A 25,977-nucleotide genomic window follows, 5' to 3' on the forward strand; every position below is an offset into this window, starting at 1 on the left:
CGTGCACGTTTGGCGCGTATGGCGCGTATGGCGCGTATGGCGCGCATTGCGTATTGCGGGGGAAACGGCGCCCCGGTTCACCGAACCGGAGCGCCTTTACATTACGCCTCTAGCCAGACGTTTTCAGCAAATGCAAAACCCATCAGACCTGCGAGCGGAATCGAGCCGAGGCCCTTGAGCTTGCTCGTATAGGCGTCGAGCGAACTCTGGAACAGCGGAATGCCGATGCCGCCGTTTTCATGCACGAGCACCTGGATGTCGCCGTAGATCTGCTTACGCTTGGCGTCGTCCGGTTCACCACGCGCTGCAACCAGCAACTGGTCGAACTTCGCACTCTTCCAGTTCGCCTCGTTCCATGGCGCGTCCGATTTGAAGAACTGCGTGAGCAGCACATCGGCGCTCGGGCGCGCGTTGACGGAACCGTAACCGAGCGGATGCTTCATCCAGTGATTCGACCAGTAGCCGTCCGCCGGCACGCGCGTTACCTGCAGGTTCAAGCCCGCTTGCGGCCCGACCTGCTGAAGCAGCATTGCCATTTCGACCGAACCTTCAGCCGCCGGCGAAGCGAAAATCTGGATCGGCGTGCTGCCGACCTTGGCCTTCTGGAAGTGATACTTCGCCTTGTCCAGATCGAACTTGCGCTGCGGCAAACCGGCCAGGTAGTACTTGTTGGTCGGATCGATCGGCTGATCGTTGCCGATCGCGCCGTAGCCCTGAAAGACCGCGCGGCGAATCTGCTCGCGATCCTGCAGGTACATCATGCCTCGCCGAAAATCGTCGGTGCCGGTAATGCCGCCTTCGTCGCGAACGACCAGATCCGTGTACTGGCCGGTTTTCGTTTCCAGCACGGAGAAGCCGGACGTGCCCTTGATGCGCGGCGCCGAGCGCGGGCTGACCGCGTTGATCAGTTGCACGTCGCCGGAAAGCAGTGCATTCACGCGTGCCGATTCGTCGCCGATGCCGATCAGTTCGATCTCGTCCAGATGCGGCAGGCCCGGCTTCCAGTATTTCTCGTTCTTCACGCCGACCGTGCGAACGCCCGGCGAGAATTCCTTGACCTTGAACGGGCCGGTGCCCACAGCCGTCTTGAAGTCCTTGGTGCCGTCCTTGATGATGAGAAAGTGCGACGTCGCGAGGATCACCGGCAAGTCGGCGTTCGCGCCTTCGAGCGTGATCGTCACTTCGTCCGGACCGGTGGCCTTCACTTCCTTGATCTGATCGGCAAGCGTCTTGGCCTTCGACGCTGTCGCCGGGTCCTTATGGCGCATGATCGAATAAACGACGTCGGCGGGCGCGAGCGACTTGCCGTCGTGAAACTGCACGCCGTTGCGCAGCTTGACGACCCACACGGTCGCGTCTTTCGTATCGAGCGACGTGGCGAGCGCCATCTTCGCGCCGAGATGCGAGTCGAGTTCGGTCAAGCCGTTGTAGAACATGTTGCAACGAACGTAGTCGGTGGCGAGCGCCCCTTTCGCGGGATCGAGCGTGTCAGACGCGGACGCCGACTGTGTCGCCACGCGAATCTTGCCGCCCTGCTTGGGCGCCGCCTGCGCGAGAGCAGCGCCGCTTGCGCTCAGCAGCCCGGCGCCCGTCATCGACATCATCCCGGCCGCGGCCATCGCGCGCAGCACATCGCGTCGCGAGGCGCCCCGGGCTGTCAATTGCTCCAACCCGTTACCGAGGTCATAAGCGCCATGTTTCGAGTTTTCCTTATCCATCGAACTTCTCCGCAAGGGTGGGCAGTTGTGATGACTGCGTGGGGCTCAATAACAAACACAAGAACAGGACTTCAATAAAAGATGTCTTTGATACGGTAGTACGTCCCCACGAGCGGCAGGAACCAGGGCTTGCCGGTGTGGCCCGGTATCGCCGCCCATTCCGACTCGCCCCACGGGTTGCGGTCTTCGCGGCCGTCCATGACGTCCGCCATCACCTGACCCATGTGTGTGGACATCTGCGTGCCGTGGCCGCTGTAACCCATCGAAAAATAAATGCCGTCGTGTTGCCCGGCGTGCGGGAGACGGTCGGCGCTGATGTCCACCAGACCGCCCCAGCAATAGTCGATGCGCGCACTCGACAGCATCGGGAACATCGCGGCCAGACCTTGTTGCAGGATGCGCCCGCTCTTCGCATCGGACGGACGTTCCGACGCCGTGAAACGCGCGCGGCCGCCGAACAGCAGACGCGAGTCGGGCGTCACGCGGAAGTAGTTGTGCATCAGGCGCGTGGTCGTATAAGCGCGCCGGTTCGGCAACACCTTCGCCAACAGTTCCGGCGGCAAAGGCTCGGTCACCACGATGAACGACCCGACCGGAGCAAGACGCCGCCGATACCAGCCGAACGGTCCATGGCGCGACGGGCCCGTTGCGATCAACACCTGCTTTGCACGCACTTCGCCGCGCGTGGTGACGACGCGATGCGCGCCGCCGTCTTTCACGATCGACGTGACCGCCGCGTGTTCATACAGCTTCGCACCGCGACGAACCGCGGCCTCGGCGAGCCCGACCGTGAACTTGCCCATATGCATCTGACCGCCGTGACGTTGCAGCAATCCGCCATGAAAACTGTCGGATTGAACCTCGCTGCGAATACGGTCTCCGTCGATCAGTTCAATGTCGGTATCGACCGTGCGCCGAATCAGATCGGCGGTCTTTTCCAGATGCGCGAGATGATGCGGCTTCGACGCAAGCTTCAGCTTGCCGGACGCCAGGTAGTCGCAGTCGATCTGCTCTTCGCGAATCAAACGCTCGACCGTATCGACGGCATCGGCAAACGCGCGGTAACACGCGCTGGCGCGTTCGATACCGAGTTGCGCGGCGAGCGCGACGAAGTCTTGGGCGACGCCCGTATTCACCTGCCCGCCGTTGCGGCCGGATGCACCGCCGCCAACGCGCCCAGCGTCCACCACCGTTACCGACGCGCCGCGCTTACCCAGCGCCAGCGCCGCCGACAAGCCGGTGAAACCCGCGCCGATCACCACCACGTCGGCGAGGCCGTCGACCGGGCCTTCACACGCTGTGACGAACGGCGGCGCGGTGTCGAGCCAATAGGATTCGAGCTTCATCCGGTGTGTCCTTTGATCGGCAGATGCTTACAGGCCGAGTTCGGCGGCCAGCCCCGGAATGCCGTCGACTTCGTAGTACTGGTAATACGGCGTCGACGGTTCATGACCGCGGTTGATGAAGGCCTTATGCTTGACGCCCATGTCGTGCACGGTCATGAGGTCGTAGCGCAGGCTCGACGACACGTGCAACACGTCTTCCGGATTGCAGTTCAGCTTGTCGAACATGTACTCGAAGCCTTGCATGCGCGGCTTGTACGATTGCGCCTGCTCTGCCGTGAACACCGCATGGAACGGCGCGCCGAGCTTGTCGACGTTGCTCTGGATCTGGTCATTCGACGCGTTCGACAGAATCACGAGCTTGTACTTCTTTGCAAGGCGCGAAAGACCCTCGGGCACGTCCGGATGCGGACCCCACGTCGGCACTGCTTCATAGATCTTCTGCGCACCGGCTTCATTGAATTCGACATTCATGCGCGCGCACGCACGGCGCAGCGCATTCACCACGACATCGCGATACGGCTTCCATGCGCCCAGCACTTCGTCGCGGCGATAGCCGGCGTAGAACGCGACCAGCTTTTCGAGGTCGTCGGCCTTCAGAATGTGGCCGTACAGTTCGCGCGTCATCTCGGCCATGCGGAATTTGGTCAGCGTGCCGTAGCAGTCGAAGGTAATGTATTTCGGTTCGAATTCGATCATGGTGCAGTCCTATCGTGATGGTGAACTCGCGTCGAGCTCATTGGCGAAAACAGGGAAAGCTCATTCCTGTAAAAGATTTAATCAGCGCAAAAACATAGATGTTCCTGATTCGCGCGCTGCTTGTGACACAAACCATTCGTTTTGAGGCCGTTGCGCAGCACAGTCTGCGGTTACCGGCTGGAAGCCTTGCCAGGCTTGGCTCGCGTGGGCCGGGCGTGGCCGCCTTCCACGTACTCGCCGCCGATGAAATGGCCGCTGCGAATCGCGACATCGTCCGGATTGAAGCTGTCCATGAGAGAGGGTCCTGAGTGGTGACTGAATCAAACCGCCTGCGATGCGTCGGTAGCAGGTCATCGCAATGACAAAATCGTAGAGCCGCGTGCCCGGCATATGTCGCCGACAAAATTCGCCGCGCAGCAGAACCCGCCTGTAATGCATGTGCAGACCTGGTGTTTTGCATCGAATTGCAATGCGGCCCGCTGAAGCGCGTCACATAGAAAGATCGTCCTAGTCACACCGCGCCCTGGATGACAAAGTGACGCGTAAGCCTTTAGCCATTCATGGAGTGCGGCGTGCCCGATTCGATTACCTATAGACGCTTTACCCTCGACGACATAGACGCCGCTCATGCGTTGACGGTCGAACTCAAATGGCCGCATCGCGCGGATGACTGGAGATTCGTCGTGCAACTCGGCGTGGGTTTCGTCGCGGAAGACGCGAGCGGCGTGATCGGCACGGCGCTCTGCTGGAAGTACGGCGCGGACCGTGCGTCGCTCGGCATGGTGATCGTGTCGCCTGCGCGGCAAGGACGCGGCATCGGCAGAAAGTTGATGGAGCTTCTGCTGGAAGAACTCGGCGGCCGGATCACGTTCCTGCATGCAACCCCCGCCGGTCAGCCGCTTTACGAGAAGCTCGGCTTCCGCGCGGCCGGCACGCTCGACCAGCATCAGGGCGCGGCATTTCAGCCGCCGCTCGTGTCGTTGCCGCCCGGCGAGCGTCTGCGTCCGTTAGGTTCAAGCGACACCGCGCGGCTCGTGGAACTGGCTTCGCAGGCAAGCGGCCTCGATCGCAGCGAGGTCCTGCCCGCGCTGCTGGAGAACGCCGACGGCATTGCGCTCGACCGCGACGGCGAACTCGTCGGCTTCGCGCTCTTTCGCCGCTTCGGACGCGGCTTTGCGATCGGCCCGGTGGTCGCGCCTCATTCCGGCGATGCGAGCCGCGCGAAGGCGCTCATCAGCCACTGGCTCGCGCTCAATGAGGGCGTCTTCGTGCGCGTCGATACACCGGGCGATAGCGGTCTGACCGAATGGCTGGAACAGCTCGGCCTGCCGCGCGTGGACACCGTCGTCAGAATGGTGCGCAACGCAGCGCCGGAAAGCGTGGCGGCCAAGGCGACAGGGTGTGTGCAGTACGGCATCATCAATCAGGCGATTTTCTGACCCGTCATGGCCTTCCTCTATAAAGCAGACCCGGCGCGCGGGGCGCAGTGGGCGAAACTCTTCGCCGAGAAGGCGCCCGACCTACCGTTTCATATCTGGCCCGATCACGGCGATCCCGCCGCGATTCGCTATCTCGCCGCCTGGCAACCGCCTGCCAATCCCACGCTCACGTTTCCCAATCTGGAAGTGGTGTTTTCAGTGGGCGCGGGCATCGATCAATTCGATCTGTCGGGCGTGCCGGCGCATGTGCCGGTCGTGCGGATGATCGAACCGGGGATCGTGGAAGGAATGGTGGAATACGTCACACAGGCCGCGCTGACGATTCATCGCGATCTGTTCGACTACGGTCTTCAGCAACAACAGCAAGTGTGGCGCGAAATGCCGCTGAAGCCGGCTGCGCAACGGCGCATCGGCGTGCTCGGACTCGGCGTGCTCGGCACCGCGGTTCTGGAACGGCTGCGCCTTTTCGGTTTTGCGTGTGCGGGCTGGAGCCGCTCGCCGCGTGAAATAGAAGGCGTCGAATGTTATGCGGGCGAAGGCTCGCTCGACGCGTTTCTCGCGCGCACCGACATACTGGTTTGCCTGCTGCCGCTCACGTCCGCCACACGCGGTCTGCTCGACGCAAGCCTGTTTGCCAGGCTGCCGCGCGGCGCATCGCTGATTCAAACCGGGCGCGGCCCGCAACTGAATCAGCCGGATCTGCTCGCAGCACTCGACAGCGGTCAACTCCTCAACGCGATTCTCGACGTGACGGATCCTGAGCCTTTGCCGCCCGGCCATCCGTTGTGGACGCATCCACGCGTGCGGATCACGCCGCATATCGCCAGCGCCACGCGGCCCGATACCGCCGTCGACGTGGTGCTCGACAACTTGCGCCGTCATCGCGAAGGTCTGCCGATGCTCGGTCAGATCGACCGTACGCGTGGCTATTAAGCGGCACACATGTCACTGAACACATGCCCGGCGGCACTTTTCAGCGTTCGCAGCACAAAATGCTAAGGGCATGCATCAAAACGCGTCGCGCGCGCTTTTCAGGCAATTGTTTAGGCAAGCGGGCGATCGCCCCGGATCAGTAGTATGGAACCGTCAACAGCCCTTTCCCGCGACGAGAACCCACCATGCCGATTCAATCGCTCATTGAAGCCGACCGCCAGCATCTGATTCACCCTGTCATCAACTATCGTGCGCACGAAGCTCGCGGCGTCACGGTTCTCGAATCCGCCAGCGGCGCGTTTCTGCGCGACGCGGCCGGCAATGAACTGCTCGACGCCTTCTCCGGCTTGTGGTGCGTGAACGTGGGCTACGGCCAGCAGAGCATTGTCGAAGCCGCCACCGCGCAAATGAAAAAGCTGCCCTACGCGACGAGCTATTTCCATTTCGGCTCTGAACCTGCGATCGAACTCGCGCAGAAACTGGCGAGCGTGGCGCCGGCGTCGCTGCAACATGTGTACTTCACACTCGGCGGCTCGGACGCGGTCGACTCGGCAATCCGCTTCATCACGCATTACTTCAACGCGACGGGCCGCCCGTCGAAGAAGCACATCATCGCGTTGCAACGCGGCTATCACGGGTCGTCCAGCATGGGAGCGGGGCTCACTGCATTGCCCGCGTTCCACCGCAATTTCGATCTGCCGTTGCCGAACCAGCATCACCTGCCGTCGCCGTATGCATACCGCAGCAATTTCGCCGACGACGCCGCGCTGATCGCCGCCTCGGTCGCCGCGCTCGAAGCGAAGGTCGCGGAACTCGGCGCGGACAACGTCGCCGCGTTCTTCTGCGAGCCGATTCAAGGCTCGGGCGGCGTGATCGTGCCGCCGTTCGGCTGGCTGAAGGCAATGCGCGAAAGCTGCCGCAAGTTGGGCATTCTCTTCCTGGCGGATGAAGTGATCACGGGCTTCGGCCGCACGGGTCCGCTCTTCGCATGCCAGGGAGAAAGCGTCGAGCCGGACCTGATGACCGTCGCGAAGGGTTTGACCGCCGGTTACGCGCCGATGGGCGCCGTGCTGATGTCTGACGAAATCTATCAAGGCATTGCCGATGGCGACGCCGAAGCGATTGTCGGCCACGGTCACACGTATTCCGCGCATCCGGTCAGCGCGGCAATCGGTCTCGAAGTGCTGCGGCTTTATCACGAAGGCGGGCTGCTGGCGAACGGCGCAGCGCGCGCCCCGCGTTTTGCGCGCGGTCTCGACGCGTTGCTCGAGCATCCTCTGGTGGGCGACTCGCGTCACCGCGGCTTGCTCGGCGCGCTCGAACTCGTCAGCAACAAGGACAGCAAGGCGCAATTCGACCCAGCACTCAAGCTGTCGGAGCGCATTGCCGCTGCGGCGTATGAAAACCGCCTGATTTTCCGCGCGTTCGGCGACAACATTCTCGGCTTTGCACCGGCGCTCTCGTACACCGAATCGGACTTCGACATGATGTTCGAGCGGCTCGAAAAAACCCTGGACGACGTGCTCGCGCAACCCGACGTTCGGGCCGCGCTAAGCGGCAAAAACGCGGCTAACAACCAGGTCAAAAGTACTGCCGCTGCATGCTAGAGTAGAGGGCGCCTTAAGCCCCTTACCCCAACCGCCGGAGCTACAACGTTACGATGAGCAGCGATTGCAAGCTGGACCGTATTGACCTGCGCATACTTTCGCAGTTGCAGAAGAAAGGCCGCATAACCAACGTCGAGCTTGCCGATGCGGTTGGCCTTTCGCCCAGCCCCTGCCTGATTCGCGTCAAGCGCCTGGAGAAAGCCGGCTACATCATCGGCTATGGTGCGCAGATCCAACTCGAAAAGCTGGGCGACGTGCAGATCGTTTTCACCGAAGTCACGCTCGCCGATCACCGGCGCGAAGACTTCACGAAGTTCGTGAATGCGATTCGCGACGTCGATGAGATCGTGGAGTGCCATCTCGCAAGCGGCGGCTACGATTACCTGCTCAAGTTCGTCACGCGCAGCGTGAGCCATTACCAAAGCATTATTGAAGGCTTACTGGAACGCGACATCGGCATTGAAAAGTACTTCAGCTACGTGATCATCAAGTCGCCGTTCGTGAAGAGCCACTATCCGCTCGAAACGTTGTTCTCGCAGAATCATCACTAGGCATTATCAGGCGCTGTGTTCCGGCGGGCTCCACTGGGCGAACTCCTCGCTGAGGAAGTCCACGCAGACCCGCACTTTCGCCGACTGCGCGAGCCGCGCCGGATACACCGCCCACAAGTTCGCCGGCTGCGTCACCTCCGGCAACACCTGCTGCAATTGCCCGCTTTCCAGCAGCGGCCGCACGTCCCACATCGAACGCAGCACGATGCCGCGTCCGGCCAACGCCCATTGCACCGCCACCTCGCCATGATTGGTCGACAACGGTCCCGTGACCTTGATCGACGCCGCTTCGCCGCGGACGGTCAAGCGCCACAATCCGAACGGATGATCGCGCTCCTTGATCGCGAGACACGCATGCGACGACAGATCGGCTAGCTGACGCGGCGCGCCATGCCGCGCGAGGTAATCGGGCGACGCGCATAGCACGCGATGATTCGACGCGAGCCGCCGCGCGATCAGATGCGGCGCGATGTCGTCGCCAATACGAATGTCCAGATCGAAGCCCTCGCCGGCCACATCGACGAGCCGGTCGAAAAGGTCGAGGCGCACGCTCAACTGCGGATAACGTTCGGAAAACCCCGCGAGTGCGGGTGCAACGAAGCGCCGGCCGAAACCGAAACTGCTGGAAATACGCAGCTTGCCGCCAGGAATGCGGCGCGTGGTCGACACGTCTTCTACCAGCTGATCGACGTCGTCGAGAATCTTCTCGGCCCACGTATAGACGCGCTCGCCGGCTTCCGTGATCGCCACGCGCCGCGTAGACCGGTGCAACAAACGCGTGCCGAGCGTAGTCTCCAGCACATTGATCCGCTTGCTCACATAAGCTGCGGACACGGACAACGCCTCCGCCGCCGCGCTGAAACTGGCTTTGCGCGCGACTTCGCAAAACACGCGCAAATCGCCGAGATCGGGTGACGGGGCGGCGTTCATAGGTCGCTCACTGGCGTGGAGGTTTGTACACGAATCGTGCACAGTGGCTTAACTAAAGCGATCATTTTAGAGCCAAACTGCAGGAATAGAATAACCGTTATCGAATCAGTACTAGCCCTAATGGAGGAGCACAACATGTCGAAAAAATATCGGATCGCTGTCATCCCCGGCGACGGCATCGGCGTCGAAGTCATGCCCGAAGCGCTTCGCGTGCTCGACACGGTGAAAGAGCGCTTTGGCATCGAACTCGAGTATCAGCACATCGAATGGGCAAGCTGCGACTACTACGCGAAGCACGGCCAGATGATGCCCGACGACTGGAAGGCGCAACTGCAATCGGCGGACGCGATTCTGTTCGGCGCGGTAGGTTGGCCCGACACGGTGCCCGACCATATTTCACTGTGGGGCTCGCTGCTCAAGTTCCGCCGCGAATTCGACCAGTACATCAACCTGCGCCCGGCGCGTCTTTTTGCCGGCGTGCCGTCGCCGCTCGCGGGTCGCAAGGCCGGCGACATCGACTTCTGGATCGTGCGTGAAAACACCGAAGGCGAGTATTCGTCGGTAGGCGGCGTGATGTTCGAAGGCACGGAGCGCGAGTTCGTACTGCAGGAATCGGTATTCACGCGGCATGGCAGCGAACGCGTGTTGAAGTTCGCGTTCGATCTCGCGCAACGTCGCGAGCGCAAGAAGATCACCGTTGCGACAAAGAGCAACGGTATTGCGATCAGCATGCCGTGGTGGGACAAATGCGCGGCCGGCATTGCGGCGCAGTACCCGGACGTCACGTGGGACAAGCAGCACATCGACATTCTCTGCGCGCGCTTCGTGTTGAACCCGGATCGTTTCGACGTGGTGGTGGCTACCAATCTGTTCGGCGACATCCTGTCCGATCTCGGTCCCGCGTGCACGGGCACGATTGGGCTCGCGCCGTCCGGCAATCTGAACCCTGACCGCAAGTTTCCTTCGCTGTTCGAGCCGGTGCACGGCTCGGCGCCGGACATCGCCGGCAAGAACATCGCCAATCCGATCGCGATGATCTGGTCCGCGGCGATGATGCTCGACTTCCTCGGCAATCACGAGGGCAAAGAACGCGAGGCGCACGACGCGATTCTGGCTGCGATCGAAGCGACACTGGTTGAAGGCCCGCATACCGGCGACCTTGGCGGTAAGGCGAACACGACCGAAGTCGGTCAGGCCATTGCCGCGAAACTCGGCTGAAACTCGCTAATCTTTCTGCCAGGACACTCTCGCATGAGCATGGAAACCTATCCCATCGAGGTCGAGTTCCCCGACATCTCGGCACATGAACAATCGCCGTCGGGCATTGCCTACGTTCATACGTTCGACTCCGGCGTGCCCGGCCCGCACGTCATGATCAACGCGCTCACGCACGGCAACGAAGTGTGCGGCGCGATTGTCGTGGACGACCTGCTGCGACGCGCGTTGCGCCCGCGGCGCGGACGCCTCACGCTCGCGTTCGCGAACGTCGCGGCTTACCTGAGCTTCGATCCCGCGAAGCCGGACGCCGCCCGGTTCGTCGATCAGGACTTCAACCGCGTCTGGACCGCCGCCATGCTCGACGATGTGTCGCGAACCTCCAGCGAACTAACGCGCGCGCGGGCGATGCGGCCGGTCATCGACAGCGTCGACCTGTTGCTCGATCTGCACTCGATGCACGAGAAGAGCAAGCCGCTGATCGTGGCCGGGCCGCTGCAAAAAGGCATCGATCTCGCCACGCGACTCGGTACACCGGCCACCGTGATCTGCGACGAAGGCCATCCGGAAGGCCGCCGCATGCGCGACTATGAAGGCTTTGGCGATGCGGCCAGCCCGAAGAACGCGTTGCTGATCGAATGCGGGCAGCACTGGGAACAGACTGCCGTGGCAGTGGCACGCGACACGACTGCGCGTTTCCTGCTGCTCGCCGGTGTTGTCGACGAGAGCGATCTGCCGCCTGACTGGCTCGCGCCGTTGCCGCCTGTGCAGCACATCGTGCGCGTAACGGAACCGGTCGTCGCAACGAGCATGGACTTTCGTTTCGCCGGGCCGTACACCGGGCTCGAAATCTTTCCTGAAGCCGGCGCTGTCATCGGCTGGTCCAACGGCGAAGCCGTCACCACGCCTTACGACAACTGCATGCTCGTCATGCCTTCGCTGCGCCAACTGCGCCCTGGCGTGACGGTCGTGCGCCTCGGCAAGATCGAACAAACCATTGCCAACACTTCAACCAGCGGCCAGTAAGCGGGCGCGTGCATTTATATAAGGCGGCTAAAGCCATGAAGGTTCAACAAATCAAACAAAGCGTGAATCTGCAGAATCTGGAGGACTGGGGCACGGCTGGACTGCCCGGCACCACGCCGATCCGCGTCTCGGGCGTCCAACGGGTGATCAAAGGAACGGAAACCATCGACACCGGCATCTTCGAATGCTCGGCGGGCACTTACCGCCGCTCGGTCAAGCAGGCCGAAGTGATGCACATCATCGCCGGGCATGGGCGCTTTACGCCGGACAACGAGGAGACGGTCCACTTTGCGAGCGGCGACACGCTGTTTTTCGAGGCCAATACCGAAGGTCTTTGGGAAGTGGACGAGACTATGCGCAAGGTCTATGTGATCCTCTGATCGACTCTTGCAGTTTCTACCCGGCGCGCTCACACGCGCCGCGGCCTCCGCGCTATTCTCTGCTTCGTCACCGCCCTTTCCTTTCGACGTGACCCGGCCACAGTGTCGGGTAATCCCGCGTTGACCTGCCGTTATCAAATTACTTACAGTGGCACTTGTTCGCTGAGAGAATCCTAGTTCTATATACGAACAAATAAATTGATAGCGACGGCAACCCTGTCCGCATACCATGCATGAATGAAGCCGACAGAGTTGCAGGCGCAGGCATTGCGCGCCGCCCAACGGCACGCGATCGTAAAGTAAGACGAGGCTCGCTGCGACGAGCCTTTTTGCAGTCAGGAGACGCATCATGAATCGCAGCAACGCTGTGAACGTTCAGACCTTCCTCAACGAACATCCATTCTCACCGTTCCAGTGGCTGGTCTTTTTCATGTGTTTCGTGATCGTCCTGCTGGACGGTTTCGACACGGCCGCCATCGGTTTCATTGCGCCGTCGCTACTCGCGGAATGGGGCATTGCGAAACCGGCGCTCGCACCCGTACTGAGCGCGGCGCTGTTCGGCCTTGCATGCGGCGCGCTGGTGTCGGGGCCGTTGTCCGACCGGCTCGGACGACGGGGAATGCTGCTGGGCTCGGTGTTGTTGTTCGGCGCCGCCTGCCTCGGTTCGGCATTTTCGACGAGCATCGAATATCTGACGGTGCTGCGCTTCATCACCGGCGTCGGCCTCGGTGCGGCCATGCCGAACGCCGTCACGATGATGGGCGAGTACTGCCCGGACAGTCGCCGCGCGACCGTGATCAATCTGATGTTTTGCGGCTTCCCGCTCGGCGCGGCATTCGGCGGATTCCTCGCCGCGTGGATGATTCCGCATTTCGGCTGGCGCAGCGTGTTGATGCTCGGCGGTATCGCCCCGCTTCTCCTGCTCGTCCTGCTGGTGATCAAGATGCCGGAGTCGGTTCGCTACATGGTCGCCAACAATCAGCCGGTCGCGCGCATTCGCGCCGCTCTGTCGCGCATTTCGAGCGAAGCCGCGCAGGCGGACTCGTTCATGATGACGGAAACCGCGCCGCAAACGGGCGGCAAGGGCGCGGGTGTAGTGCTGTCGCGCGCGTACATCGTCGGCTCGCTGATGCTGTGGATCACGTACTTCATGGGCCTCGTAATTTTCTACGCGTCGATCAACTGGATGCCGATTCTGCTGAAGGACGCCGGCCTCACGCCGCAACGCGCGACGCTGATTTCCGCGCTGTTCCCGCTCGGCGGCGTAGGCGCGGTTGTGTGCGGCGTGCTGATGGATCGCTTCAACGCGAACCGTATCATCGCGGCCTGCTATGCGTTGACCGCCGTGAGCGTGTATTTCATCGGCCAGGCGGTGGGCAATGTCGGCGCGCTCGTGTTTATCGTGTTCGTTGCAGGGGTGCTGATGAATACCGCGCAATCGTCGATGCCCGCACTCGCTGCCGCCTTCTACCCGACGCAAGGCCGCGGCACGGGCGTCGCGTGGATGCTTGGTATTGGACGCTTCGGCGGCATTGCCGGTTCGTTCCTCGTGGCGGAACTCGCGCGCCGTCACTTCACGTTCGCCGGCATATTCGCGACGATCGCCGTGGCCGGCGTGATCGCGTGCATCGCGCTGCTGATCAAACAGGCGGCGCGGCCGCATGTGGCGAATGCATCGGTGCCTAAAGCGGAGTCGTTCGGACACTGAGCGCCTCGCACGGAAGTGCGTTGCTGGTGCAGACAAGCCGCCTTTCGAGGCGGCTTTTTCTTTTCAAGCTGCAACCTGCTCTGCCGGGTTCGGGGCTTGCTGCAAGTGATGCTGACCATCTTATGGAGCACACGACATGAACCCCGATTCTCTTGCCGGCACTCCTGCCTATTCGCTGCCCGTTCGCCATGTTCCTGTTTTCGGCATGGCGGCGGCATCCGATCCACCGGCTGATGAAAACGACGACGACCTCGATGACGAACTCGACGAAACGGGCGAGGTCACCAACAGGAGCAATGGCAAAACAGGCACCGACACCGAAGCCGAGCCGGACAAGAAATAGTCGCCCACAGCGACGAATCGACGCGGGCAGCAAGGGCTCGCTACCGCGTTAAACTGCGGCCTTTGCGCCCAACAGGATTCGTCGTCATGAAACGCGTGGTGATATCCGCATTGCTTGCGGGATGCCTTGTTCAAACGGCCGTTCAGGCCGTGGCACAAACGGTCAGCAATCAGTGCTTTGCGATTGGCGATATCGCCGGCCAGGTCGCTTCGTGGCGCGCGCACAAGAAGACCAAAGCGCAGGCGCTCGATCAGGCCGCAAAGTACTATCGCGACGATGCAGACCGCCAGACGTTTGCCGCCATCATCGAGAAAATCTATGCGCCCAGCGCGCCGCGCATGACGCCGGACCAGGCCAGCATGGCGTTCACGTCCGAGTGCGCGACGGCGCGCAACGAACAGGCGTTAGCGCACTAACGCCTGCGACCGTCAATGCTACGCGGGCGGTCGCCACTTGTCGTGCGCGCGTCGGCAGGCCGTGTCGTAGGCGCCAACTCCCAGTGCAATCAGCAGAATATGCTGTGGGCGCCCGAAAAAAACAATGTGCACACCGTGGGCCGCTTTTTGAGGCGAGTCATTGATTGCCGGACGCGCGTAGCATCGGCTTATGGAACGAGATTCGCGCTGCTCTGCACCCGCTGCGCGCTTACAGAAACCGTACGCCCGATACAGTCAAAACGGCAACCCAAGGAGCAACGCAATGTCTCTCGCATTGACGCGCAATGAACTGATTCGCCCGCTGAATTTCATCGGCGGAAAATGGATCGCCGCCGCGAACGGCGCGCGCTTTCCCGTCACTAATCCCGCGACCGGCGACACGATCGTCGAAGTGGCGAACAGCAGTGCCGCAGACGCGCGCGCCGCCACCGACGCCGCGGCCAGCGCGTTGCCCGCATGGCGCGGCAAGCTGCCGCGCGAACGAGCTGAGATTCTGCGCCGCTGGCACGCGCTCATCGTTGAGAACACCGAAGACCTCGCCAAGCTGATGTCGACGGAACAAGGCAAGCCTCTGGCGGAAAGCCGCGGCGAAGTCGCGTATGGCGCGTCATACGTCGCGTGGTTCGCAGACGAGGCGACGCGCATCTACGGCGACATCATTCCGCAGCAGCAACGCGGCAAACGCATGAGCGCGGTGAAGGAAGCCATCGGCATCGTGGCCGCGATCACGCCGTGGAATTTCCCGCTCGCGATGATCGCCCGTAAGATCGCGCCGGCCCTTGCGGCCGGTTGCACGGTAGTCGCCAAGCCCGCCGAAGACACGCCGCTCACCGCACTCGCGCTCGCCGCCCTCGCACAGGAAGCCGGCGTGCCCGACGGTGTGCTGAACATGCTGTCCGCTTCGCGCGACCAGGGCATCGAAGCGGTGGCCGATTGGCTCGCCGATGCCCGCGTTCGCAAAATCACGTTCACCGGTTCGACGCCGGTCGGCAAGCATCTCGCGCGCGAGTCCGCCGCCACGTTGAAAAAGCTCTCGCTCGAATTGGGCGGCAATGCGCCTTTCATCGTATTCGACGACGCCGATCTCGACGCCGCCGTCACCGGTCTGATGGCAGCGAAGTTCCGCAATGGCGGGCAAACGTGTGTATGCCCGAATCGCGTGTACGTGCAAGCCGGTGTCTATGAGCGTTTCGCCGATCTGCTCGCGAAACGCGTGGCGGCCCTGAAGGTTGCGCCTGCAACGGATCCGAGCGCGCAGATCGGCCCGATGATTAACGAACGCGCAATCGACAAGATCGCGCGTCACGTAGAAGACGCGGTAAAACAAGGCGCAAAAGTGTTGACCGGCGGCAAACGCCTAACGGAACTGGGCCCGAACTACTATGCACCGACTGTGCTGACCGACGCGAATGACGGCATGCTGGTGTGCTGCGAAGAGACCTTCGGACCGGTTGCGCCGCTGTTCCGCTTCAGCGACGAAGCCGAAGCGGTGCGTCTCGCGAACGACACGCCGTTCGGCCTCGCCGCTTACTTCTTTACGCAGGACGTGCGGCGTATCGACCGTGTCGCCGCCCGGCTGGAAGCAGGCGTAATCGGTATCAACGAAGGCGCTGTGTCGAGCGAAGCGGCGCCGTTTGGAGGCGTAAAAGAATCGGGCTATGGCCGCGAAGGCTCGAAGTACGGACTCGACGATTATCTGTCGATCAAGTACCTGTGCCAGGGCGGCTTCGACCAGTAAGCGTTCGCCTCGCGTTAAACCAAAGCGTTGCGATGGGCTTCCACCAGTTCGGCCATGCTGTTAAAGCGAAAGTCGATCTTCGGCTGGGAGCCCGGGTCCATTGTCGCGCCAAAGCCCTCTTTGGCATGCCGGCGATAGATCCAGCACGACGCAAGTCCGAACTCATTCGCCGGCTTGTGATCGTGAAAGAGACTTTCCGCCGTGTGAAGAATCTTTTCCTTGGAGATGCCGCGTTCGCCCAGCTTCTCCAGCATGTACTCGAAATTGCGCGGTGACGGCTTATATGAACCGATATCTTCAGCGGTGAAGATTGCATCGAATTCGACCTGCAGCTTTGCGTTGCTAAAGCTAAAGCTCTCATTGTCCACGTTCGAAAGAATGACCAGCTTGTAGTGCTGCTTCAGGTACTGCAACGCCGCGGCTGAATCGTCGAATGCCGGCCAGTTCTGAATCGATCTGCCATAAGCCATGCAGTCGTCGAGCGTGTACGGCACGCGCCATTCTTCGGCGAGGCGCTTATAGACGATCGGCAACAACTCCTGATATCGCCGGTAAGGCGTGTACTTTTGCTGCGACGACTCGTGTCGCGCGTGTGCTTCGAGTACCTGGTCGCGTGTCAGCATTTGCTCGACGCGTTCGAGAAGCGGCCGCAAGCCTTCGAAAATGCCTGTTTCCCAGTCGATTAGCGTGCCGTAGCAATCGAACGTCAACGTGTCGAAGTCAGTCAGTCGCATTGATTGCGCTCCTCGTTTTTGCGGATCATACGCAACAGTGTAGGGTATTCTGCGCGTACCGACGTCAAACAGAATCGCTATGAATCTTAGGGCCCTGCAGTGCTTCGTGATTCTCGCCGAGGAGCTTAATTTCAGCCGTGCTGCTGAACGGCTTCACATTGCGCAGCCCGCGCTGAGCCAACAGATCCGCTCACTCGAAGAGCGGCTCGGCACGCAACTGGTCGATCGCGCTCGACGGCCGCTCACGCTTACCGAAGCGGGACTTTACTTGTGTACAGAGGCTCGCCAGATACTCGGTGCTCTGGAGCAGGCGAGCCTCGCGACGCAGGAAATCGGCATAGGCCGGCGCGGCTGGCTCAGCGTCGGCTTCACGCGCTCGGCGATGTACAGCATTCTGCCGCCCGCGCTCAAAGCGTTTCATCAAGCGTATCCGCAGGTGGAACTGAAGCTCTTCGAAATGCTCACCGAAGAACAGACCGATGCGCTTCGCGACATGCGGATTCACATCGGCATTGGCCGTCAGCCGCTGGCAATCGAAGGATGCACGTCGTACCCGCTGCTGCGCGAACGGGTGGTGGCCGCGTTGGAGCCGGGCCATCCGCTTGCCGCCCGCAAGAGCTTGAAGATCACCGATCTCGCCGACACACCGTTGATCCTTTACCCAAAACATCAGAATGCGCAGTTCAAGCGCTCGGTTCTATCGTTGTATCGCGATGCCGGACTGACGCCGTTCGTCGCTCACCAGGCGTATGAGATTCAAACAGCTATCGCGCTCGTGGCCGCTGGGCTGGGTGTCACGTTCATTGGCGAGTCGGTAGCGCGTCTGGGCCGCAGCGACGTTGTCTATCGCCACCTGACAGGACCAGCTTCCAGATACCGCTCGACGCTTGCCGCGACTTTCCGCTCGGACGACGCGTCGCCGCACTTGCATGCGTTTCTCGCCTGCCTTCCGCCGCCGCTTGAGAACGCCGCACTATAAGCAAAAGCCTATAGAAGCATAAGCAACCGGTCTTGGACTGCTCACCCGCCCGTTCTTATCATTGCCTGCACATATGACAAGAACGCAGGGACGGCGCACTCGCCGTCGCCGCAAGGTAGGAGACAGCATGAACCCGATCGACGAAGCCGCAACCATGCGAAAGGTATATGGGCGCCTGATGCCCCTGCTTTTCGCCATGATGTTCTTCAATTACCTCGACCGCATCAACATCGGTTTCGCCGCACTCGACATGAACAAGCAGTTGGGCTTTAGTCCCGCTGTGTTCGGTTTCGCGGGCAGCATTTTCTTTGTCGGCTACATGTTGCTGGAGGTGCCGAGCAATCTGCTGTTGCATCGCGTTGGCGCACGGCGCTGGATCGCACGCATTCTTCTGACGTGGGGCGCCGTGGCCGCGGTGACTGCGTTCGTGTTCAACGACACGAGCTTTTACGTGCTGCGCTTTTTGCTCGGCGTCATGGAAGCCGGCTTTTTGCCGGGCGTCGCGGTGTATCTGACGAAGTGGTTTCCGGTGCGCTACCGGGCGCGAGCGGTGGGCGGCTACATCATCGCCGGGTCGTTTTCGGCAGTGCTGGGCGGGCCTATTTCCACGGCGCTCATGACCTACGCGGACGGCATTCTCGGTTTGCACGGCTGGCAGTGGATGTTCATTCTTGAAGGCGTGCCGGCAATGCTGCTCGGTCTCCTCACCCTGCGCATCATGACCGAGCGCCCGGCCGACGCCGAGTGGCTCTCCGTCGACGAAAAGCGCTGGCTCGAATCCACGCTCGCCGCAGAACGAGAAGCCCTGGGCGGCAACACGCACTTCCCGCTTATGCGCGTGGCGGGCGACATTCGTGTGTGGAGTCTGGCTTGCCTGTTCGGCTGCGCACTGGTGGGCATTTATGGATTGTTCCTGTGGTTGCCGCAGATCGTCAAAAGCCTTGGACACCTTACTAATCTTGAAGTCGGCTTTCTGTCCGCCGCGCCGCCTTTACTCGGCGTGCTCGGCATTTTCCTGATCAGCCGCAGCTCGGACCGCACCGGCGACCGGAAGAGACACCTTGCTTTCGTGTACGGAATGAGTGCGCTGGCCATTGCCGGCAGCGCGTATGCGCCGAATCCGGTGATCGCCTACGTGCTGTTATGCGTGACCGGTCTGTTTATCTATGCGGGCAATCCGCTGTTCTGGAGCCTTGCGTCGTCGTTCAGAACCGGCGCGGCAGGCGCCGCGACTATCGCGCTCATCAATACCATTGCGCAGTTCGGCGGCCTGGTCGGCCCATGGAGTATCGGTCTCGTGCGCAGCGCAACCGGCAACTTCAAGCTCGCGTTGCTGACGATTGCAGCATTCCTGCTCGTGGCCACGGTCATCGCACTGGTGATGCGTGTCACGGCATCGGAAGACGAAACACAATCGCTCGCCACAGGCGACGCCGCGCCGCGTGCGTAACGGACATCGCGACAACAAGCAAAGGCATTGCAAACCATGATCATCGATTGTCACGGGCATTACACGACCTCGCCGCCGCAGCACGAAGCCTGGCGCACGCAGCAGATTGCCGCGTTAAAGGACGGCCACACGCCGCCCGCACGCCCCAACATTAGCGACGATGAAATCCGCGAGAGCATCGAAACGGGCCAGTTGCGCATTCAACGCGAACGCGGCACCGACCTCACGATCTTTTCGCCGCGTGCTGCGGGCATGGGTCACCATCTCGCCACCGCGCAAGCGAACGCGCAATGGTCACGCGAATGCAACGACCTCGTGCATCGCGTGTGTTCGCTGTTTCCGCGCAACTTCGTGGGCGTATGCCAGTTGCCTCAAGCGCCAGGCGTGCCGCCCGCGAACTGTATTGACGAATTGCGGCGCTGTGTCGAAGAACTCGGTTTTATCGGCTGCAATCTGAATCCCGATCCATCCGGCGGACACTGGTCGGGGTTGCCGCTCACGGATCGCTCGTGGTATCCGCTCTATGAAGCGATGGTCGAACTCGACGTGCCCGCGATGATCCACGTGTCGTCGTCGTGCAACCCGAACTTCCATGCAACCGGTGCGCATTACATCAACGGCGACACCTCCGCGTTCATGCAGTTGCTCACTGGCGACCTGTTCGCGGACTTCCCCACGCTGCGTTTCATCATTCCACACGGCGGCGGCGCAGTGCCTTATCACTGGGGACGTTATCGCGGTCTCGCGCAGGACATGAAGCGACCGCTGCTGCGTGATTACCTGCTAAAGAATGTGTTCTTCGATACCTGTGTCTATCACCAACCCGGCGCTGAGTTGCTCGCGAAAGTGATCCCCGTCGAAAACATTCTGTTTGCATCGGAAACGATAGGCGCGGTGCAAGGCGTCGATCCGGAGACAGGACACCATTACGACGATACGCGCCGCTATATCGATGCAATCGAATGGCTTAGCGACGCGGAGCGCCAACGTATTTATGAGGACAACGCGCGTGCCGTGTATCCGCGGCTTTCGCGTCAGCTCGACCGGCAACTCGCGGCGCAAGGAGCCATTGTATGAACCCAATCGGATGGCGAGAGTATGAGTCGGCACCCCAGGCTGGAGCGGCGACTCTCGGTGCATTGCGCGAACTTGCGGTGTCCCTCCTCAGCGACAACATGGCACGCGCGAGCGGCATGCTCGGTTTGCGACCGTATCATCGGCCAAAGCCGCTTGCGGGCACCGCGGTCACGGTGCATACCCGGCCTGGCGACAACCTGGCGATTCATCGCGCGTTCGATTTCTGCAGACCCGGCGACGTGCTGGTGATCGACGGCGCCGGCGACCTGACCCAGGCGCTGATGGGCGAGATCATGGCGAGCTTCGCTCAGAGTCTGGGCGTGGAGGGACTCGTGATAGACGGTGCGATACGCGATGTCGGCGCGCTAGGTCAGCGCGACTTTCCGGTGTACGCACGCGGCGTCACGCATCGTGGTCCGTACAAGAACGGACCTGGCGAAATCAACGTGCCTGTCACCGTCGGCGGCATGGTGGTCCATCCAGGCGATATCATTGTCGGCGATGAAGACGGCCTGCTCGCAATCGCGCCCGCCGACGCCGAAGCTGTTATCGAAGGCGCGCGCCGCCAACAAGCGAAAGAGATGGCTGCCTTGAAGTCGATTGCCGAAGGCAACTTCGACCGCTCGTGGGTTGCCCCTCAACGCGACAGGATGATGAACACCTGACAGTGAGCCTCATGGCGCAATATCTGAACGCTGAAATGCTTGTTGAACTGGCGCGTGCCGCAGAGGCGCGCGTCACCGGGCCATGCGCGTGCATGAAAACGCCGCTCGACGGCTGGCAGTCGCAACCGCTTTCTCTCGACGAAACGCAGTTCGAGGAAATCGGCACGCTGCTGCCGCAGGACTATGCCGAGCCGACTTTCAGCGAGTACTTGCCGGACAAGACAACCTATTGGTCGGCCGACGCGCCTATTGCGCCGCGCTACTTTCCGTACAACCGCTGTGCAGTGTGGAAGTGCGTCTTATGCGGACGTCTCTATCTGCACTACACCGAAGGCGGCGGTTATTTTGTCGATCGCAGGATTCGCGCGGTGAAAGCCGATTTGATTGAAGACGTGCCATTGCTTCCCTGAAGCCCTAAAGCCCGAACGCAATAACGCAGTAACGCCCTAGCCGCTCGCCAGTCGAGCGATCTGTGTCTCCGATATCGCGCGAACGTCCACGCGGCGGGGCAAAATCGCGTCGCGGTTCGCACTGTCGGCCACTTTCTGAAGCGCGGCAATATCCTTATCGTTGATGAAATGCTGTTTGAGCGACGCACGCCGCGTGATCGTTTTCGCGGCATCGAGCGGAGAGCGCGTCAACGTCGCATAAATTTGTGCGTATGCATCGGGGTTCGCCAATGCCCAGTCGCCCGCACGTTGCAGCCTCAACAGCACGTCGGCGATAGCCGCGCGTTTGCCCGCGTCCGCAAGCGACGCCCCTGACGCAGTAATAAAGCCTAGCCCGCTATTGATGCCAGTGCCGTCGCGCAAAACGCGGGCGCCGCGTTGGACGGCAATGCCGTAGTACGGATCGAATGTCGCCCACACCTCAATGGATCCGGAAGCGAACGCCGCAAATGCATCGACGGGCAAAATGAAGCGCACCGTCACGTCGTCTTTCGATAAGCCCGCTTCGGCGAGCGCGCCATACAACTGGAATTGCGAAATGCTGCCGCGTGCCGACGACACAAACACGGTGCGCCCTTTCAGGTCGGCAACCGTGCGTATCGCAGAGTTCGGCGGGACAAGGATGCCGAGTTGCGCACCCGAACCCACGCGGGTCGCCACGATCTTCAGCGTCGGATCGCCAACCGCCGCTGCGAGCACCGGTAAATCGCCTGCCGGTGCGAGATCGACGGCGCCCGCGCGTTGCGCTTCGAACAGCGGCGCCGCCCCCTGAAAATTCGCCCAGCGAAAAGCGTATGGCGCACCGTCGAGCACTTTGGCCGCCTCGACGAGCGCGCGGGTGCCGCCGGCCTGATCACCGAGTACGAGCGTGGTCGATGCAAGATCCGCAGCCAGCGTATGTTGCGAATGCAAAGCGCCGGTTGCCGCGAAGGCGGGCACGGCACCCAACAGTTTCAGCATGCGCCGTCGCATTGAAAAAGAAGTTGGAGCGGAATGAGCCATAAGCCCTCACGTCAGGTCGATACGTCAGCGTATCGAGCCGCGCGCGGCATGGGAATGAATCGATTTCGATAACGTTATTTGCCGGCGCGCTTTGGCGTCGGGCGCGCGCTATGAGCGTCGAAGTCGAAGGGCATGCAGGTCGTTGCGAGGCTTGTATGTGAGTGCTCCAGTACACGCAAAAAACCGCCACTGTGCCGTTTGAAGTGCCGCTCTGACTACCCGCGATTCAAAGTTGAAACGAATCGGTCCGACGCCGGCCAAAAAACCGCCTCAATTCGTCGAAGAAAGCCGCGAACGACGCACCTGGGTCAAATCCCTAAATTTGGGCTGCACCGCATAACCATCGCCGGAAAGCGCGAAGTTCCGCCACGGCAAAAATGACCTGCAGATGAGGCAGAAGTGATTCAAGTCGGTCAGAACTACGCGCGCTGGCATCTTGCGAAGTGCGATCAACGGGCTGCAACCCCCGCGCGCTATGGAATCGACCATGACTGGCCCACTCCTTGCCTTTATCTTTTCATACAGCCGGCGACATGACCATCGACCAGGTCTTGCCAACGGGGGCTTCTCTCAAACGCTCGAGAATGAGCAGCGAGAAGAACGATCCGGTTGCGAAATAAAAGAATGCGAGGAGTACCAGAAGATGCAGTCTCTTATCCTCATTCGAACGGGCTTGCGGTGTGCCGTGCGCATCGCGCGTCGTCTTCTGGCATCGCATCTCGCGGTCATATTCAATGCGCCGCTTATGTTCCCTGTTTCCCGCAAGCTAATCCCGCTGACAGTCGCGCCGCGGCACAGCCACCACACAAATCGTAGCAGGCCGTTTTCGGCTCCTGCCCGGCCGCTCTCATCCGCAGCGCCCGGACGCCATTTCCTGTAGCACCCTTGTAGTGAGCAGCACGTTGTACCCAAACCGTAGTTATTCGATGACATTTAAGTTAGCCATCCTAAAGGGAGTTCAATCATGAAATCGTTTATCAACAGCGCCAAGGCATTCATTCGCGACGAAGACGGCGTGACCGCCATCGAATATGGCCTGATCGCCACGCTCATCGCGCTCGCCATCATCGTTGGCGCGACGGCCGTTGGTACCAATCTCAACGCGAAGTTCAACTTCATCGCAGGGAAGCTCGCGTAAATACGGGCCGGTGCCGGCGGACGAATCGTGCAAGCGTACCGTCCGCCGCCACCGCCGTTAGCCGCTGCCCGGCCCGCAAGGCCGCCATCCAGTTGAACGGGAGTTGATCATGCAATCGCTCATTGAATCCATTGACGCATTCGCCCACGACGAAGAAGGCGTCACCGCAATCGAGTATGGCCTCATCGCCACGCTCATCGCGCTCGCCATCATCGTTGGTGTGACGGCCATCGGGACGAACCTCGAGGCGAAGTTCATCGCGATCTCCGGCTATCTGGCCTAGTTTCGCGCGAAGTGCCGATGGGCGTGCCGCGTTCGCGCCGTCGTCCATCGCACCGCCCTTTTTCAGTCTGCGGTATTGCCGATAAGAGCTTGCCATGTTGATTACCAGCAACGTCATGCCACCGATCGCTCCGTGCGTCATCGCGCTCGTGGTCGCTGCCGCCAGCACGGACATCCAGTGCCGCCGTATTCCTAACATGCTGGTCGGCGCCGGTCTGCTCGGCGCGCTCTTTGTGCAGTGCTGGCTCAAGGGATTCAGCGCCGGCGCCGGCGCGTGGTTCACGGGCGCCGTTGTGGGACTCGCGCTGTTTCTGCCGTTTTATCTCGTGCGCGGCATGGCCGCCGGCGACGTCAAGCTGCTCGCGATGGTCGGCGCATGGATTGGTCCTTTGCTCGTGTTCCATGCGGCTCTCGCCACGTGCGTGATCGGTGGCATATGGATGCTTGCGCGCACCGGGCGGCGTCATCAGTTGGGAAAGGTGTGGGCAAATCTCCGCGTCATTGTCCAGCCCGCGTTGCGCAAAACAGGCGCGGCTTCCATCGAATCGGTGGGATCAGTGCCCTACGGCGCAGCCATCGCAGCAGGAACCATTTCCGTCTTGCTGACGGCAACGGCATAACGGAATCACAACCGCGTGCCGGACGACGATCCGGCATCCGAAGCGATAAAGCCGTGCTCAAAATAGCGCGCGGCACCGGGGAGCAGGACATGAACACGAACGGTACGGCCACAGCCCAGGCAGCAAGCGCACCTCTCGACATGGACGCCGGCCAGAGCTGCACGAACGACATGGTATTGCGCGCGCCGCGCACTGTTGCGGACACCGGCTTGCCCGCGCTCTTCGTCGCGCATCTGGTTCTGAAGTCCCTTTTGCAGAACGGCAAATCGTCGCTCGGCGATCTCATTTTGCGGCATTGCCTGACAGCAGCGGCACTCGAAGAAACGATCGGCTTCCTGGTGCGCGAACATCTTGTCGAAATCGCCCATCGCGGTGCGGCCGATACCGATGTCTATCTGCGCCTCACCGATGCCGGCCGCGCTCTCGCAGCTCACGAAGCAAGCCGCTCCACCTATTGCGGCCCCGCGCCGGTCACGCTCCAGGCGTATGTGAGCATGGTCAACGCGTATTCGGTAACACGCATCCGCATTGCGCAGCACGACGTGCGCGCCGCCTTCCCGGACCTGATCGCCGATATGCCGTTGATCGATTCCGCAGTCGCCGCGTTGAACGCCGGCCGCCCGGTCATGCTCTATGGCCCGGCGGGCGGCGGCAAGACCTACCTCGCCGAACGGCTTGGGGAATTGCTGCAAGGCGCTGTGCCGGTCCCCTATGCGATTCATGTAGCGGGCGATGTCATCCAGTTGCACGATCCGCTGATTCATCGCGACGCTTGCGCTAGCGCTCTGCCTCACGTAACCGATCGCCGCTGGCGAGTATGCGAACGGCCGGTGGTGATGTCCGGCGGCGAACTGACATTGGCGATGCTCGATCTCCAGTACAACGCGAACAGCGGCTTTTATCAGGCGCCGCCGCATATGAAGGCGAACATGGGCATGTATGTCGTCGACGATCTCGGCCGCCAGCGCGTCGCGCCCGCCGATCTGCTCAATCGCTGGATCACGCCGCTCGATCGCGGCGTCGATCAGTTCTCGCTGCAATCGGGCGCGCGCTTCGTGAGCCCGTTCGATGTGTGGCCCGTATTCTCGACCAACCTTACCCCTGCCGAACTGAACGACAACGCCTTTCTGCGCAGGCTCGGCTCGAAGCTCCATGTCGGCCCGCTGTGCCTCGACGACTACCGGCGCCTCTTCGACGCTCAATGCGCAGCGCACGACATTGAGCAGGCACCCGGCGTGTTCGAGTACCTGATGCACCAATTACATCTGCGCAGCGGGACACCGCTTCTCGCCTGTTATCCGGCCGATCTTCTCGCCGTGCTGCGTTCTTTCGCGCTCTATCACGGCGACGCACCTGTCGTCACCGAATACCGTCTGGCGCATGCATGGCACAGCTATTTCGGCAGCGCGCCGGAACATGAAGACACGCATTTATCCCATGCCGGGGAAGCCGGCAAACGGTACGCCGGCGTCTGATCAGCAGGTGCCATCGCAACTCATGAAAGGAGTATCAAC

The 25,977-nt window shown here is 61.4% G+C and carries 27 protein-coding genes; 20 read left to right on the plus strand and 7 right to left on the minus strand.

Translation table 11 applies throughout. The features are described 5' to 3' along the window. Positions 1 to 101 precede the first annotated feature (101 nt). From J2W46_RS12265 to J2W46_RS12280, 4 genes are all read right to left on the minus strand, one after another. Positions 102 to 1,718, minus strand: a complete 1,617-nt coding sequence (locus tag J2W46_RS12265; RefSeq protein WP_087753022.1) for an ABC transporter substrate-binding protein — start codon at positions 1,716 to 1,718, stop codon at positions 102 to 104. A gap of 71 nt (positions 1,719 to 1,789) precedes the next feature. Continuing rightward, positions 1,790 to 3,064, minus strand: coding sequence for an NAD(P)/FAD-dependent oxidoreductase (locus J2W46_RS12270; RefSeq protein WP_310354027.1), 1,275 nt, complete (start codon positions 3,062 to 3,064; stop codon positions 1,790 to 1,792). Positions 3,065 to 3,091: 27 nt separating this feature from the next. Further along, positions 3,092 to 3,760: a haloacid dehalogenase type II gene (locus J2W46_RS12275; RefSeq protein ID WP_020071319.1), complete on the minus strand. Its 669-nt coding sequence runs from the start codon at positions 3,758 to 3,760 to the stop codon at positions 3,092 to 3,094. 170 nt (positions 3,761 to 3,930) lie between these two features. Next, on the minus strand, positions 3,931 to 4,053 hold the full coding sequence (locus tag J2W46_RS12280) for a hypothetical protein (protein WP_310354032.1): 123 nt from the start codon (positions 4,051 to 4,053) through the stop codon (positions 3,931 to 3,933). A 267-nt stretch (positions 4,054 to 4,320) separates the two neighbouring features. Here J2W46_RS12280 and J2W46_RS12285 point away from each other — a divergent pair, with 267 nt between their 5' ends. The 4 genes from J2W46_RS12285 (at position 4,321) to J2W46_RS12300 (ending at position 8,290) form a co-directional block, all read left to right on the plus strand. Continuing rightward, positions 4,321 to 5,199: a GNAT family N-acetyltransferase gene (locus J2W46_RS12285; protein WP_020071321.1), complete on the plus strand. Its 879-nt coding sequence runs from the start codon at positions 4,321 to 4,323 to the stop codon at positions 5,197 to 5,199. A 6-nt stretch (positions 5,200 to 5,205) separates the two neighbouring features. After that, positions 5,206 to 6,132, plus strand: a complete 927-nt coding sequence (locus J2W46_RS12290) for a 2-hydroxyacid dehydrogenase (RefSeq protein ID WP_020071322.1) — start codon at positions 5,206 to 5,208, stop codon at positions 6,130 to 6,132. A gap of 185 nt (positions 6,133 to 6,317) precedes the next feature. Continuing rightward, the gene (locus J2W46_RS12295) at positions 6,318 to 7,739 is read left to right on the plus strand and encodes an aspartate aminotransferase family protein (RefSeq protein ID WP_310354036.1); all 1,422 of its coding nucleotides are present in this window, start codon (positions 6,318 to 6,320) and stop codon (positions 7,737 to 7,739) included. A 53-nt stretch (positions 7,740 to 7,792) separates the two neighbouring features. Continuing rightward, positions 7,793 to 8,290, plus strand: coding sequence for an Lrp/AsnC family transcriptional regulator (locus J2W46_RS12300; protein WP_020071324.1), 498 nt, complete (start codon positions 7,793 to 7,795; stop codon positions 8,288 to 8,290). 6 nt (positions 8,291 to 8,296) lie between these two features. Here J2W46_RS12300 and J2W46_RS12305 read toward each other — a convergent pair whose 3' ends face one another. Beyond that, positions 8,297 to 9,220, minus strand: coding sequence for a LysR substrate-binding domain-containing protein (locus J2W46_RS12305; RefSeq protein ID WP_020071325.1), 924 nt, complete (start codon positions 9,218 to 9,220; stop codon positions 8,297 to 8,299). Between the two features lie 135 nt (positions 9,221 to 9,355). Between J2W46_RS12305 and J2W46_RS12310 the strand changes: the two genes are divergently transcribed. From J2W46_RS12310 to J2W46_RS12340, 7 genes are all read left to right on the plus strand, one after another. After that, positions 9,356 to 10,438 (plus strand): tartrate dehydrogenase, encoded by a 1,083-nt coding sequence (locus J2W46_RS12310; RefSeq protein ID WP_087753016.1) that lies wholly within the window; start codon positions 9,356 to 9,358, stop codon positions 10,436 to 10,438. A 33-nt stretch (positions 10,439 to 10,471) separates the two neighbouring features. Continuing rightward, positions 10,472 to 11,461, plus strand: coding sequence for a M14 family metallopeptidase (locus tag J2W46_RS12315; RefSeq protein ID WP_087753015.1), 990 nt, complete (start codon positions 10,472 to 10,474; stop codon positions 11,459 to 11,461). 35 nt (positions 11,462 to 11,496) lie between these two features. Then, positions 11,497 to 11,841, plus strand: coding sequence for a cupin domain-containing protein (locus J2W46_RS12320; protein WP_020071328.1), 345 nt, complete (start codon positions 11,497 to 11,499; stop codon positions 11,839 to 11,841). Between the two features lie 349 nt (positions 11,842 to 12,190). Further along, on the plus strand, positions 12,191 to 13,549 hold the full coding sequence (locus tag J2W46_RS12325; RefSeq protein ID WP_027780315.1) for an MFS transporter: 1,359 nt from the start codon (positions 12,191 to 12,193) through the stop codon (positions 13,547 to 13,549). Positions 13,550 to 13,685: 136 nt separating this feature from the next. Next, positions 13,686 to 13,892, plus strand: a complete 207-nt coding sequence (locus J2W46_RS12330; RefSeq protein WP_310068722.1) for a hypothetical protein — start codon at positions 13,686 to 13,688, stop codon at positions 13,890 to 13,892. 86 nt (positions 13,893 to 13,978) lie between these two features. After that, positions 13,979 to 14,308 (plus strand): hypothetical protein, encoded by a 330-nt coding sequence (locus tag J2W46_RS12335; RefSeq protein ID WP_310354042.1) that lies wholly within the window; start codon positions 13,979 to 13,981, stop codon positions 14,306 to 14,308. Between the two features lie 283 nt (positions 14,309 to 14,591). Beyond that, positions 14,592 to 16,067 carry an NAD-dependent succinate-semialdehyde dehydrogenase gene (locus J2W46_RS12340; RefSeq protein ID WP_088175868.1) on the plus strand — a complete coding sequence of 492 codons (1,476 nt, stop codon included), beginning with the start codon at positions 14,592 to 14,594 and terminating at the stop codon, positions 16,065 to 16,067. A gap of 14 nt (positions 16,068 to 16,081) precedes the next feature. Here the strand turns inward: J2W46_RS12340 and J2W46_RS12345 are convergent, their stop codons facing one another. Continuing rightward, complete coding sequence (locus J2W46_RS12345; protein WP_310354046.1) at positions 16,082 to 16,801, minus strand: haloacid dehalogenase type II; 720 nt, start codon at positions 16,799 to 16,801, stop codon at positions 16,082 to 16,084. Between the two features lie 79 nt (positions 16,802 to 16,880). On the opposite strand from J2W46_RS12345, the gene J2W46_RS12350 reads away from it, so the two are divergent. From J2W46_RS12350 to J2W46_RS12370, 5 genes are all read left to right on the plus strand, one after another. Then, positions 16,881 to 17,780, plus strand: coding sequence for a LysR family transcriptional regulator (locus tag J2W46_RS12350; RefSeq protein ID WP_310354048.1), 900 nt, complete (start codon positions 16,881 to 16,883; stop codon positions 17,778 to 17,780). A 127-nt stretch (positions 17,781 to 17,907) separates the two neighbouring features. Next, complete coding sequence (locus tag J2W46_RS12355) at positions 17,908 to 19,230, plus strand: MFS transporter (protein ID WP_310354052.1); 1,323 nt, start codon at positions 17,908 to 17,910, stop codon at positions 19,228 to 19,230. A gap of 36 nt (positions 19,231 to 19,266) precedes the next feature. Beyond that, complete coding sequence (locus J2W46_RS12360; protein WP_020071336.1) at positions 19,267 to 20,307, plus strand: amidohydrolase family protein; 1,041 nt, start codon at positions 19,267 to 19,269, stop codon at positions 20,305 to 20,307. Continuing rightward, a complete protein-coding gene (locus J2W46_RS12365; protein ID WP_310354056.1) occupies positions 20,304 to 20,972 on the plus strand; it encodes an RraA family protein in 669 nt (222 codons plus the stop codon). The genes J2W46_RS12360 and J2W46_RS12365 overlap by 4 nt, the downstream gene beginning before the upstream one ends. Before the next feature lie 11 nt (positions 20,973 to 20,983). Further along, positions 20,984 to 21,382 carry a hypothetical protein gene (locus tag J2W46_RS12370; RefSeq protein ID WP_310354060.1) on the plus strand — a complete coding sequence of 133 codons (399 nt, stop codon included), beginning with the start codon at positions 20,984 to 20,986 and terminating at the stop codon, positions 21,380 to 21,382. Between the two features lie 36 nt (positions 21,383 to 21,418). On the opposite strand, the gene J2W46_RS12375 is transcribed toward J2W46_RS12370, so the two are convergent. After that, positions 21,419 to 22,381 (minus strand): ABC transporter substrate-binding protein, encoded by a 963-nt coding sequence (locus tag J2W46_RS12375; protein ID WP_374726823.1) that lies wholly within the window; start codon positions 22,379 to 22,381, stop codon positions 21,419 to 21,421. 1,006 nt (positions 22,382 to 23,387) lie between these two features. Between J2W46_RS12375 and J2W46_RS12380 the strand changes: the two genes are divergently transcribed. The 4 genes from J2W46_RS12380 to J2W46_RS12395 all read left to right on the plus strand — a co-directional run bounded on the left by J2W46_RS12380 (position 23,388) and on the right by J2W46_RS12395 (position 25,938). After that, the gene (locus J2W46_RS12380; RefSeq protein WP_020071341.1) at positions 23,388 to 23,561 is read left to right on the plus strand and encodes a Flp family type IVb pilin; all 174 of its coding nucleotides are present in this window, start codon (positions 23,388 to 23,390) and stop codon (positions 23,559 to 23,561) included. Between the two features lie 109 nt (positions 23,562 to 23,670). Next, the gene (locus tag J2W46_RS12385; protein ID WP_027805140.1) at positions 23,671 to 23,844 is read left to right on the plus strand and encodes a Flp family type IVb pilin; all 174 of its coding nucleotides are present in this window, start codon (positions 23,671 to 23,673) and stop codon (positions 23,842 to 23,844) included. Positions 23,845 to 23,938: 94 nt separating this feature from the next. Then, positions 23,939 to 24,463: an A24 family peptidase gene (locus J2W46_RS12390; RefSeq protein WP_310354066.1), complete on the plus strand. Its 525-nt coding sequence runs from the start codon at positions 23,939 to 23,941 to the stop codon at positions 24,461 to 24,463. An 89-nt stretch (positions 24,464 to 24,552) separates the two neighbouring features. Next, positions 24,553 to 25,938: a P-loop NTPase family protein gene (locus J2W46_RS12395; protein ID WP_374726824.1), complete on the plus strand. Its 1,386-nt coding sequence runs from the start codon at positions 24,553 to 24,555 to the stop codon at positions 25,936 to 25,938. Positions 25,939 to 25,977 lie beyond the last annotated feature (39 nt).

The organism is Paraburkholderia strydomiana, assembly GCF_031456815.1.
Classification (GTDB): Bacteria; Pseudomonadota; Gammaproteobacteria; order Burkholderiales; family Burkholderiaceae; genus Paraburkholderia; species Paraburkholderia caledonica.